This window comes from Arcanobacterium pinnipediorum (genome assembly GCF_023973165.1).
Classification (GTDB): domain Bacteria; phylum Actinomycetota; class Actinomycetes; order Actinomycetales; family Actinomycetaceae; genus Arcanobacterium; species Arcanobacterium pinnipediorum.
Genome location: NZ_CP099547.1, coordinates 441351 through 453779 on the forward strand (window position 1 = coordinate 441351; position 12429 = coordinate 453779).

The window sequence follows — 12429 nt, forward strand, 5'->3', positions numbered from 1 at the left end:
ATAGTGTATCGAGCTGAAGGACATTGTAGTGACATCACCGACGTCGAATTTCTCGCGTCCTACTCCGAAGTTGGGCAAGCTTCCAGGTGGCGCGTTCGGTCCAACATTAATCGTGTTGGGCGTAATCGTTTTTGGTCTTGTGATTTTTGCTGACTTTTGGACCGAGCTGGCGTGGTTTGACCAAGTCGGTGCCGCCCGAGTATTTTGGACCCAATACGGAGCAGCAATCGGTTTGGGAGTCATCGGCACGTTGATAGCCGGGCTTGCTTTTGCGATTAATTTGCGAGTTTCGCTCGGCAAAGCTCCGGCCAATGCCGATGTTATTGTCTCCACGAATCCGTTAGCACGCAATATCGAATGGTTACGGCAGCACTCAGTAGTAACGTATGGAATCATTCCGCTTGCCGCAGGAGTTATATTTGGCGCCGGGTTATCGCGTAGCTGGCGAACATTTTTGCTGTGGTTTAACGGGACGTCATTTGAGGCAACCGACCCAGAATACGGGCTCGATATTTCTTTCTTCGTCTTTTCACTACCCGCGTTACAGATCCTTCTCGGATTTTTAAGCAGTTTGTTACTGCTTTCCCTCATGGCTTCGATTGCCGGTTACTGGGTTAGTGGTGCATTTGAGTTCAAGGCGAACCGGCCACACTTGAAGGGCAAAGCTCAGCTACATCTGAGCATTTTGCTCGCGCTGGGCGCCTTACTGTTTGCCGGTAACTATTGGCTGGATCGCTACAATTTGCTTTTAGGCAACAAGCAGCGTTTCTCGGGCGCAACATATACCGATATCAATGCCTCACAACCGGGTCTAACTATTTTGGCAGTTGTCACCATACTTGTTGCGGTGTTGTTCTTATACGCCGGTATTGTGCGCAACTGGAAGCCAGCTATCGTTGGTATCGCTTCGGTATTTGCGGTGGCCCTGGTTGTTAATCTCGCATATCCAGCGCTTTTGCAACGGTTCAAGGTTGATCCAAACGCGGCTGAGCTAGAATCAGAATTCATCCAACGAAATATCAACGCAACTTTGGAAGCCTACGGGTTATCCGACGTCGAGACCCAGCAATACGAAGCGCGTACCACGGTCGAGGCTGGGCAGCTACGCCAGGATTCGCAAACCACTGCCCAGATTCGTCTTTTGGATCCCAATATTGTTGATCCTTCCTTTAACCAGTTACAGCAAAACCGCCAGTATTATTCGTTCAAGGCTCCCTTGACGGTTGATCGTTATACGATTGATGGCGAATTGCGCGATACTGTGATCGCTGTTCGAGAATTGAATCTTGCGGGCCTAGATGATGAACGGCGCTCATGGGTTAATGACCACACCGTCTTTACCCATGGTTTCGGCGTCGCTGCTGCTTACGGCAATACTGTTACCTCCAAGGGTGATCCGGCGTTCTGGGAAGCCGGTATTCCTTCAACAGGTGAGCTAGGCGAATTTGAGCCGCGCGTTTATTTCGGTCAACAATCTCCAGAGTATTCTATCGTTGGTGCGCCCGAGTCCGCTGAGCCGTGGGAGCTCGATTATCCCAACGATAATGCCCCTAACGGCCAGGTCAATACTACCTACACTGGAAATGGTGGCCCGTCAATTGGCAATACATGGGCTAAGCTCATGTTTGCGATTAAGTATCGTTCTACTGAACTTTTCTTCTCCGACCGTGTAACAAGCGAGTCGCAAATTCTGTTTGATCGCGATCCCCATCGGCGCGTTGCGAAAGTAGCCCCCTACTTGACCCTCGATTCGAAAGCGGTTCCCGCCGTCGTCGATATGGATTCCAACCCGGATACCCCAGCTGAATTGGTGTGGATTATTGACGGATATACTACGTCAAATAACTATCCGTATTCGGCTCGTGAGACCCTCGATGAAGCAACCTCGGATGCAACAAATCGTCGCGGTGCGCTGATTGCTGGCGGTACAAACGAAATTAACTATATTCGTAATTCGGTCAAGGCCGTTGTGAATGCATACGACGGTAAGGTAACGCTTTACCAATGGGATGAAAAAGATCCGATTTTGAAGGCGTGGCAAGGTATTTTCCCTGGGCAGGTTACTCCATTGGCGCAGATGCCTGGAGATTTGATTGCGCACGTGCGCTACCCGAAGGATCTCTTTAAGGTTCAGCGTTCACTGCTTGCCCGCTACCACGTTGATGATGCGTTATCGTTCTACTCTGGTGGTGACTTCTGGCAGATTCCGCGCGAGCCCACCGGGCAGTCGGAAAATGATGTGAATGCACCGGCACAGCCGCCATACTATTTGACGTTGCAGATGCCCGGCCAAACCGAAACTTCGTTCTCACTATCGACCTCCTACATTCCGGGCGGAAATACTAAACGAAACGTGATGACTGGTTTCTTAGCCGCGGATTCTAATGCGGGTAACGAGACTGGAAAGATTGCGCCGGGATATGGCAAGTTGCGGCTACTAGAACTTCCGCGTGATTTAACGGTTCCAGGGCCAGGACAAGCACAAAATACAATGTTTGCTAACCCGAAGGTATCCACGGATTTGAACTTGTTGCGTCAAGGCGGTACCAAGGTATTGGAAGGTAACTTGCTTTCCTTGCCTGTTGGCGGCGGTCTGCTTTATGTTCAGCCGGTCTATGTTCAAGCGTCAAAGGGTACCCAGTATCCAACCTTGCAGTATGTGCTAACACTGTTTGGTGATTCAGTCGGTTTTGCTCCAACCTTGCAAGAATCTCTTGATATGGTCTTCGCTGGTGATGCTGGTGTGAATGCAGGTGATGCGAATATCGTTGGTGACAAGGCTGCACCAGTTGATGGCGATAAGGTCAAGGTTCCGGGAACTGAGAGCAGCGATTCAGATTCTGCTAAGCCCGCCGAGCCAGCCAAGCCAGCTCCGGCATTGCCAGACGCGCCTGCAGGCACTCCAGCTGCGGATCTGAATACGGCACTCAATGATGCGAAGGCAGCGATTGAATCTGCTGATGCAGCGTTGAAGGCCGGCGATTGGGCAGCTTATGGTGAGGCTCAAAAGAAGCTCAATGAAGCTATCACCCGGGCGGCTGAGGCCCAGCAAAAGGTTGATGCACAAAATCAGCCCTAAGATGTAGGGAATCAAAAATGGCGAGCATAGCGCTCGCCATTTTTGATTGTGTTGGGGTTTATCCGCGGCGCATGGGGAAGCGGTAGAGGAGTAGCCAGCTCAATACAGCCATGAGGAGGCTGAAAGCTATCAGTAGAACGTATAACAGCAGATCGTTGTTAGCCAGGTCAAAGCCAATAATCAGCTGAGGTATCCACGTTCCGACGTTTCCTATGAATAATCCCACGGCTAGGGGAATGCCGATGAGTAGGCTCATCCCTATCCACATTGAAAATCGCAGAAAAACGGCGGTGACTAGAAGTGCTAGTTGCGAGATTACGATACAGGTCAAGAGAGTATCGACCACGGTTGTGAGGGAAAACCCTGTGAAAACTGCTGCTCCGGTGAATATCGTGCCACCGATGAGTAAGCAGATCAAGGCAGTGATTACGACGGTGGTCAAGGCTGCGAACGCTTGGCAGGTGGCGTAGATCGTGCGACGATTTACCCCGGCAGCCAACCAGGCTCGGGCGCCTTCTCCGAAAACAGCTATGAGCAAACCGGCAGAAACTATCGGCAGAAGACCTGACAGACCCAGCGTTGTTGCGCCAACAATCGTTGACAGTTGACCGAGATCCCCGCTTGGTGGAACCGCTTGCAATTCAACGTCGAAGAAATTCGCGCTGAGTACGAATCCGCCAGAAGCACCGAAGAAGTATGCCATGCACACGTTAAGCACATAGATAGCGGTAATCAAACCTAAAGCCCACAGGGCGGTTAGGCGTAGTTGGTTAGAAAAAATGAGACGAGAGATGAGTTTCATGAGTTCCTCCGAGTTGCTGCGATGAGAACATCGGTCAGTGAAGCCAGGGTATTTTCGGCCGAATACTTTGCACGCAACTGATCGGCGTTGCCAGATTCTTTCACTGCGCCGCGATCTAAAATGACGACGTTTTCGATCATGTCTTCGATTTCGTTAACCAGGTGGGAAGAAATGATGACCGTTCGTGGATGTTTGACGTAGTCGGCTAACAAGGCATCGTAGAATTCTTGGCGCACTACTGCGTCCATGCCTATGTGTACTTCATCGAATATGGTTAGCGCGCAACGTGAAGCAAGACCAAGCGAAGCAAAGAATGCTGATTTTTGTCCGCGAGAGAGTTTTTTGGGTTTACGCTTAGGGTTGATCGACCATTGATCGAGAAGTTCGAGGCATAGCTCGCGGTCAAAGTTGGGCCGGGTGGCTTGCCACAGCTCGATTGTTTCACGCATCTTTTGATCCGTAAAGACTGAAGTCTCATCTGAAACTAGGGCAACATGCTGCATAAGTTCGCGGTTTTCCCAGATGGGTTGCGAGGATGTTTGCCCAGCCCAGCTCATCTGCACATGACCGGAATATTTCAGTTGTCCAGCCAAAACCATTGATAGTGTAGATTTTCCACATCCGTTACGTCCGAGAAGGCCGGTGATTGTGCCTGCTTCGAAAGTGGCTGACACTGAGTCAAGAGCACGGTGGTGGAAGTATGAGTAGCTAGTTTTGTCGGTTACGACGTGCAACGGTGGATTCGGTGTCATTTGTGCTCCTCCAAAATCGAAAGAACTAGGGCTTGGATTTTGTGTGCATCAAATCCAAGCGCTAATCCGTGGTTGATAGCTGGTAATAGAACGGAGTCAAGGTATTCTTTTTGCCCTTTAGCGCGTAGGAGAGCTGGGGCATCATCGGTGATAAACATTCCGATTCCGCGCTGTTTGTAAACCAAGCCCTCTGCCTGCAATATGGCAAATGCTTTGTTGGCTGTTGCCGGGTTAATACGGTATGTGGTGGCGTATTGCGTGGTTGACATGAGTTGACTTCCTGGTTGCAGATCACCGTCAAGTATTCGGCGGCGAATATCTTCAGCGATCTGTAGGTATATTGGCGTGTTTGACTCAAAACGCATCTGTTTTTCATCATTCACAGACATCACCTCGCTAACTGGTTAGTTACATGACTAATTAACCATGCAACTGAGGAAGTTGTCAAGCTGTTTAGGTGGCAATTTTCTACGCTGTTTAGGCGTCATTATTCTTTGATTTACCTCAATTTACCGCCTATAAAAGATCTGACGTGAGAAAGGGCACCTGCTTCTACCTTGAACTTAGCGGTTAAGGATTCTAAGCTAGTAACTACCGGCGCGGGGTGGAGCAGTTCGGTAGCTCGCCGGGCTCATAACCCGGAGGTCCCAGGTTCAAATCCTGGTCCCGCAACTATTAAGGGCGGAATCGTTGAGATTCCGCCCTTGTTTTATCTAAATATGCTTTTTCTAAGTACGCCCTTTTCTAAGTGTGCCCTGTAGGCTCTTGAGGCCTACCAACTTCACCAGTGCTGAGCCGATGCCTATTCTATGTCGGCAAATCCAACTGGTGACTTCTCAACACAATCTTCCCCTAACCCCGCCAAAATCCGAAGAGTCGTTAAAGCGGCTCTTCGCGTTTTGGCGGGGTGAAACGTTGTTACTCGGTGGGTTTACTGGCCTAGTATCAGGTGCTGGTGTAGTGATTTTAAAGTTAGCAGCTGTGTTTTCGTTGGCGTTAATGTGGTGGTGATGAGATTTTTAGTGGCCCGGAATAACTATACAAAAGTAAGCAACATACATTGTCTTTGTTAACCCGTTGGTGTTAGTGCGAGCAACACTCGATGATAGAAAATGCCTTGTGATCTTCTCACTGGTAAACAGGTTACACGAAGATATTATGCAGCAGTCTCCAGTTAGGTTTACCGGCATACAGTAATGCACGAATGCGATAGTTGTTGAAATTCGTGAACCCAAATCCGATACGTTTAATACGTTTGATGAGATTGTTTAACGCCTCGGTGATGGAATTAGAAAGATGCGTTTGATGATACGCCAAGATTTGAAGCTGCCATCGTTGTAGCGTGCGTCCTAGCTGCTGAATTTCTGGGGGCATAGCCACATCCAGGCATGTTTGTATCAATTCTGCAAGCATGGTGGTCGCAACACCAAGATCTGTTTGCTGATAAAACTCTCGTAAGCGTTCTTTTATCCGATACGCAATCGCTACTTCAGCGTGAGGATCTCCTAACACAAGCATGCTTTCTAGACGCTGGACCATTGCTGGCAGTAGTTTTTCACTACCATATGTCAGTAAACGCCGAATCTTGTATAAAGGATCTTTTTTATGCCCACGGTGTCCCAAGGTCTGATTTTGTACGCGTCTACGTACAGTATCTAACACACGATTGGCTAACGTAATCACATGGAAATGATCAGCTATTTGAGTTGCCTGGGGTAATACCACGTTATACACAGCACGGTATGTTGGGCTCATGTCTAAAGTGGCATAGCGGATTCGTGCTTTCCAAGCGTTGGGCTGGTCTTTTAAATAGCGGGCTACGTCTATGTAGTTACAGCTTGGGATAATATCAATGATTTGATGATGCTCGACGTCACATACCGTAGTGACATAACTTGTGCGGTGTCCTTGTATGCGAACGAAACTTGTTTCATCAAGCCCGATTGCGTGAGTCTTGTTTAAACGCTTACGGTCTGCTTGTAGTAACACTTGACCATACATAGTTACTGCATCATTGACTGTGTGCCAAGAACAACCAAGTTCAGCTGCGACTTCGCTAATTGTTCGTCCCATGCCTACTTGCTGGGTCGCCCATTTAGCTGCCCTGGTAGTCATCTGGCAACGTTGAGCAGCAATACGTTTATCTTGACTTGTCCATGAACCAACATCACATGCAACGTTTGGACAATACCAGCGGTGCTTACGCCATAACAAGCTCATAGACCGACCATAGACAGGTAAATCTATATACCGTACTCTTGGCCTTTCTTTAACGCGTGCAAGACTTTCACAACGTGGGCATGTTGGTCTCTTAAGGACTTGTTCAATTTCGATTTCCTGTTGAGAGCCATGACGGTGATACGCCAAGACGCGAATATCTTTCAAACTCACAAGCCGAGCAAGAATTACGGTAGGATCATAAGCGGTGAAGGTACGTTCAAGTTTTTGATTCACACTCTAAGCATGAACTACCTTCACCACTTCTGCATCTCCACACCCCGCCAAAACGCGAAGAGCCGTTAAAGCTCGAAGAGCCGCTAAAGCCGGAAGAGTCCACAATCTATCCCAGGCTCAGTTAAAGCTCGAAGAGCCTAGAATCCGACGCGCCGTTTATTCTGAAATGTAGGGTTGTCAAGGTTGGTAAAGGGACTTCCCTGTCGCGAAACCGGGGTATATGGGGTGATCGCCCTGTATATGAGGACATCGCCCCATATACCCCGGTTTTGTAACATGTTGTGGTCTTATTCGAGATTGAAATGGACTCGAGTCAGCTGGAAGTCGGTCAATAGAGGTCGGGATTGTCCGGAAAGATGGTTGCGCCGCGGTTAGATCGGCTGGAAGTCAGCCAAGATGAGCCGATCTCAGCTGAAAAGCAGCCAAGGAGAGCTTAGAGTAGCTGGGATGTGGTGATCGGGTATCCGCCGCACGACCTGGGCTGCTCCGGCTCTAGCTGACTCTAGCTGAAATTGGCATTGAGTGGAATACTGGGACTGACTATGGTTGTTCTTATCCATGAATGTGGTGACGTGCTCGTTATTGCCAACAGGCTTCGTGTACTTCGCCTACCGGATAGTGTTGATGGGAGTTGATATGAATCGGGTCATTCGCCAGGTAAAAGAAACTATTATTCCAGTTCAGGGCAATCGGCATGGGCCACTTCCGCGTTATTTTGTGTTGTGGACGGTGGTAACTGGGCTTGTTGATGCGTATTCCTATCTTGTTCTTGGTCGAGTCTTCGTTGCAAATATGACCGGAAATGTTGTCTTCTTAGGCTTTGCTCTTGGAGGGGCGGAGGGCTTTACGTGGTGGGCCTCAATTTTGGCGATTGTTGCGTTTATGGCGGGGGCGTTTATTGGAGGTGTGATCCAACGCAGTAAATATGGCAAACATAGAGCGCAGTTTTTAGCTACTGCGATGGTGACACAAGGCGCGCTTGTCGTATCGTCGATATTTTCTTCTCTAATCTTGGCTTCGCAGGTGCATTTTGTGGGCTTGGTGGTCACTATTGTGTTTTTGAGTTTGTCTATGGGAGTACAAAACGCAACTGCGCGCGCTATTGCTGTCCCAGATTTGACGACGACCGTGCTCACGCTAACGATTACTGGCCTGGCTGGCGACGGTAGCGGCGAGGCTGGTAAAGAGCACAATATAGGCCGCCGGTTGGTTTCTATTTTCTCGATGGCGTTCGGGGCATTTATCGGGGCGATGTTTGTCCGGTATGAGGTGTCGATCGGGGCGCTAATTGTGGCGGGCGTTTTGCTGGCAATTATTTTGTGGCGCTCGCTGGCTCATGCGTCCGACACCGCCGACTGGGTTACGCCATAAGTTAGAGTGGTGGCGGAGAAATTTTAGTAACGACGGCGATCGCCGTGACACCTTGGAGGCTACCGTGCGGTTGTGGAGTTTACATCCAGCTAATTTGGATCGTGCAGCGTTGATTGCTGGCTGGCGTGAGGGTTTGCTGGCGCAAAAAGTTCTTGCCGGTCAAACCAAAGGTTATCGTCACCATCCGCAGTTGCAACGTTTCCGCGAATATCCCGATCCGATGTTGGCTATTGGCGCATGGTTGACCGGGCTTTATGACGACGCTACGCGCCGGGGCTATAATTTCGACCGGTCGAAGATTTTGTTTTTACCGCAGAATTTGGCTGATATCCAGATTGAAGTGACCGATGGACAGCTGGCCTATGAGGCGGGTTGGTTGCGTGAGAAGATTGGGCGGCGGGCACCGCATTTGTTGAGTGAAGAACCGTGGGTTGATGATTCGTATTCAGCTCATCCTATTTTTGTTGTGGTTCCCGGCGGCGTTGAGTCCTGGGAGAAAGTTTAGTTGACACGATAAGAAAAACACCTATACACTGAGTGACTAGAGGTAACTAGTCACTCAGTGTATAGGGGGTTGTATGGAAGTCCAGTATGCATTCCTTGGCTTACTGACCCAAGAACCAAATTACGGCTATGAGTTGAAAAAACTCTACGATCAGCTCTTCGCCGGCGACAAACCAGTTCTGCCCGGTCAAGTCTATTCCACCTTGGCTCGCCTCTTGCGTGACGCTAAGGTCATCGAGATTGATGACGACGGCGAATCTAATGGTCCAGCTCGCACCCGGTATGCCTTGACGCCCGCCGGGCATCACGCCGTCGTCGAATGGCTGCATAAACCTGAAGTTCCCTCCCCAACTTTGCAGGCAACGATGTATGCCAAAACTGTTCTCGCGCTCATTGTTGACGGCGAGGCTGCACCCTACCTGCAAGCACAACGCCACAGTCATTTGCAGCGATTGCGTGAGCTAACTGCTCGGAAAAAAGATGCGTCGTTGGCCGATACGCTCATGCTTGATAACGCCATTTTCCATATTGAAGCCGATCTGAGGTGGATCGAACTTGCTACAGCACGTGTCGAAAAACTTAAGGAAGAACTATGTCAGAACTCATAATTAGCGCCCAGGATTTAATCAAAACTTACGGAAAAACCCATGCTATGCGGGGGATATCGATCGACGTCAGACGCGGTGAAGCTCTGGCAATTATGGGTCCGTCTGGCTCAGGAAAATCCACGCTGCTCCATGCTCTTGCCGGTATCGAATTACCCGATTCTGGATCGGTGCAGTTCAATGGTCGCGAACTGACCACGATGAGCGAAACCGAGCGCACAATTCTACGACGTCGAGACTTCGGCTTCGTCTTCCAATTTTCCCAGCTTGTCCCAGAACTCAGCGCGCGTGACAATGTTGCTGTCCCGCTTCTCCTTGACGGAAAATCAAAAGCCAAAGCCTACCATGCGGCTGATAAATGGCTTGAGACCGTCGGCCTGCTCGACCATGCCGATGCGTTGCCAGGTCAGCTTTCAGGTGGCGAAGCGCAACGCGTGGCTATCGCGCGCGCACTAAGCCCGCAGCCATCTCTATTATTTGCTGATGAACCAACCGGTTCTTTAGATTCGATCAACTCCGAATCAGTGATGACCATGTTTATGGATATTGCTCGTTCAACTGGCATGAGCGTTGTGATGGTCACTCACGAACCACTGATCGCCGCCTATGCCGATCGTGAAGTAATTGTTCGTGACGGCATGTTGGAAGGATAAACCATGTACCTATCGTGGACACTCCTTCGAAACTCGTTGTCTCAAACTAAAGGACGTTTGGCGCTCATCGCTGGCGCAGTGGCATTGGGAGTGGTGCTCTTATTAACCGCAGCGTCGTTCAATAATGCTCTATCAGTCGATACCTCTCAGCAATGGTTGCGCAGCATCAGTGAAGAACGTGGCTCTCAAGAAGAAGGCCGGCCGGCACCCGATCCGGCAGTGTCTGTACGCATCTATAAAGATGCGATGAATCCTGTGATGAAAGTCGAAGGCGAAGTCATCACAAGCGTCTTAGTGGACACGACCGATACAGTAGAGGCACCACAACTCTTTGGTATGTCATGGCCTGAGCCGGGTGAATATCTCGTTTCAGCTGGGTTGCGAAGGATCATGAATGACCATCCGGAATATCAGCTTCCAGATCGCTTCGGCGTTACCGATGCTGGAGATCTACCTCATGAATTGACCACTGGCCCTGACGATCTGCTTGTGATCAGTGGAGCTCGTGACCTCCCGCAAGGTGGCGTCAGTATTGCCGACTTTTCTCAGGCCGGAGCAGAACCTCTCAAAATTAGTGTCGTCATTATGTATGTGGGACTCGTGGTTTTACTCTTCCCGGTTGTTCTCCTGATCGCTATCTCGGCAACCCTGGGCAGCGTCCAACGCGAACAACGCTACGCGGCATTGCGATTAGTGGGCGCAACAAGTAAACAAGTATTGCGAATGCTGGTACTTGAAGCATTCGTCGGAGCTATCTTAGGGTATATCGCCGGGTTCGCAATCTTCCTAGGGATCAAAAATATTTTTCCAACAGTTGCCATAGATGGAAAACACATCTGGGCTGAAAACTTCGCAGTCACACCCATCCAAGCTGGCATCATCGCATTGGCAACAATACTTCTGGTATTCTTCGCCCACAGTTGGGGTATGCGTAAAATCCATCTCTCTCCACTGGGCGTAGTGCGCCGTCAAAACACCCAGGGACGTCCGCACTGGATGCGCATGAGCCTGTTGGTCATCGCCATCGCCACGATCTGCTACGAGTATTTCACCGTTGGAGCTAACGAAGGAACTATAGACGATACTTATATCCTTATGGGCGTCGTTATGGGTATTATGATCGGTTTAGTGCTCGCAAGTCCGTGGCTGACATTCATCACTGCCCGGCTGAGTGCGCGTTGGGCACGCCGAGCACCGACCATTATCGGTTTGACCTATGTTCAAGCCCACGCTTCGCGTATTTCACGTTCCGTGACGGGTGTTGTGCTGGCAGTCTTTGCTGGCTCATTCTTCCTCACCGCGATATCGGAAAGCGATGAAGTCTATGCCCTTTCCCAACAAACCACTCATTCGGTACAAACCGGGGTATCAGTGATCAGTGGTTTGGTCGACGAAGACCAAGCAACCAAGCTCGATCGCCTCCTAGAGGCTGAGCCAGAGGTTTCCAGCAGTGATGTTTTCCCGTTTATCGCGGGAGGATGGACAGTTTTTGATTGCCAACAAGCCACGGAATATCTAGACGTATCCTGCTATCAGGGAGTTGTTGGTGTGAACTTTTGGGCCCCATCAGATGAGCAACAGAGCCAAGTTCACGCAACTGATATGGCTAGTTTTATCGAAGAAGTGGGCAGAGAATACGGGGCAGCAACAGATCATCCAATCTATAGTATCGCCGTGAAGTTACGCGATCCACACGGTCTTGAACAGCTCCGGTCAACTTTGGCTCGCACAGGGATCTTAACTGATAATGCAGAGCAGATCTTCATTTTCTCAGCAGATGAGCGCTCCACATTTGCTGGGGTAGATGCTATCATCATGCTCACCTACCTGGTCTATATCGGTATTGTTGGCACGATAGTTATTGCAATCATCTCGATTTTGGTCTCCACCTACGCCAGTCTATTAGAACGGCGACGGTCACTGATGACCTTACGGCTAAGCGGTATGCAACTTTACGATATTGTACGCATGATCCTCATTGAAACCGTTGGTCCCTTGCTTGCCATGCTGTTGATGTCAGCCATGTTGGGCTTTGGAACTGCCTGGTTTATGATGCGTATTTTCTCCTCAACACTAGATGCCGGCTTTGACCCGCTGCTCCTAGGAGTTTTAGCCGGCGCACTTCTCTTAGCAGTTGGCGCGATCTCGGCGCTTACTCCAATGATGCGCCGAATTACCCAACCAGGAACAAACCGGCAAGAGTAAGCGG

11 protein-coding genes and 1 tRNA gene are annotated in these 12429 nt (G+C 49.9%); 8 read left to right on the top strand and 4 right to left on the bottom strand.

Features of this window, described 5'->3' with window-relative positions; genetic code table 11:
* The first annotated feature begins 28 nt into the window (after positions 1-28).
* Positions 29-3079 (top strand): UPF0182 family membrane protein, encoded by a 3051-nt coding sequence (locus tag NG665_RS01865; RefSeq protein WP_252673624.1) that lies wholly within the window; start codon positions 29-31, stop codon positions 3077-3079.
* Positions 3080-3137: 58 nt separating this feature from the next.
* Here the strand turns inward: NG665_RS01865 and NG665_RS01870 are convergent, their stop codons facing one another.
* Genes NG665_RS01870 through NG665_RS01880 form a run of 3 tightly spaced genes read right to left on the bottom strand, consistent with a single transcriptional unit; the run spans position 3138 to position 4998 of the window.
* A complete protein-coding gene (locus tag NG665_RS01870; protein ID WP_252673625.1) occupies positions 3138-3881 on the bottom strand; it encodes a hypothetical protein in 744 nt (247 codons plus the stop codon).
* On the bottom strand, positions 3878-4633 hold the full coding sequence (locus NG665_RS01875; protein WP_252673626.1) for an ATP-binding cassette domain-containing protein: 756 nt from the start codon (positions 4631-4633) through the stop codon (positions 3878-3880). Before NG665_RS01875 ends, NG665_RS01870 begins: the two co-directional genes overlap by 4 nt.
* Positions 4630-4998, bottom strand: coding sequence for a GntR family transcriptional regulator (locus NG665_RS01880; protein WP_435366688.1), 369 nt, complete (start codon positions 4996-4998; stop codon positions 4630-4632). The genes NG665_RS01875 and NG665_RS01880 overlap by 4 nt, the downstream gene beginning before the upstream one ends.
* Before the next feature lie 233 nt (positions 4999-5231).
* Here NG665_RS01880 and NG665_RS01885 point away from each other — a divergent pair.
* Together NG665_RS01885 and NG665_RS01890 are read left to right on the top strand one after the other, a co-directional pair.
* A tRNA-Met gene (locus NG665_RS01885) sits at positions 5232-5305 on the top strand.
* 156 nt (positions 5306-5461) lie between these two features.
* The gene (locus NG665_RS01890; RefSeq protein ID WP_252673628.1) at positions 5462-5644 is read left to right on the top strand and encodes a hypothetical protein; all 183 of its coding nucleotides are present in this window, start codon (positions 5462-5464) and stop codon (positions 5642-5644) included.
* Between the two features lie 132 nt (positions 5645-5776).
* Here the strand turns inward: NG665_RS01890 and NG665_RS01895 are convergent, their stop codons facing one another.
* A complete protein-coding gene (locus NG665_RS01895; protein WP_252672639.1) occupies positions 5777-7087 on the bottom strand; it encodes an ISL3 family transposase in 1311 nt (436 codons plus the stop codon).
* Positions 7088-7723: 636 nt separating this feature from the next.
* Between NG665_RS01895 and NG665_RS01900 the strand changes: the two genes are divergently transcribed.
* From NG665_RS01900 to NG665_RS01920, 5 genes are all read left to right on the top strand, one after another.
* A complete protein-coding gene (locus NG665_RS01900) occupies positions 7724-8458 on the top strand; it encodes a YoaK family protein (protein WP_252673629.1) in 735 nt (244 codons plus the stop codon).
* 64 nt (positions 8459-8522) lie between these two features.
* Complete coding sequence (locus NG665_RS01905; protein ID WP_252673630.1) at positions 8523-8963, top strand: pyrimidine dimer DNA glycosylase/endonuclease V; 441 nt, start codon at positions 8523-8525, stop codon at positions 8961-8963.
* Positions 8964-9036: 73 nt separating this feature from the next.
* A complete protein-coding gene (locus tag NG665_RS01910; protein ID WP_252673631.1) occupies positions 9037-9570 on the top strand; it encodes a PadR family transcriptional regulator in 534 nt (177 codons plus the stop codon).
* Positions 9555-10220, top strand: coding sequence for an ABC transporter ATP-binding protein (locus tag NG665_RS01915; RefSeq protein ID WP_252673632.1), 666 nt, complete (start codon positions 9555-9557; stop codon positions 10218-10220). Before NG665_RS01910 ends, NG665_RS01915 begins: the two co-directional genes overlap by 16 nt.
* 36 nt (positions 10221-10256) lie before the next feature.
* Positions 10257-12425 (top strand): FtsX-like permease family protein, encoded by a 2169-nt coding sequence (locus NG665_RS01920; RefSeq protein ID WP_252673633.1) that lies wholly within the window; start codon positions 10257-10259, stop codon positions 12423-12425.
* Positions 12426-12429: the final 4 nt, after the last annotated feature.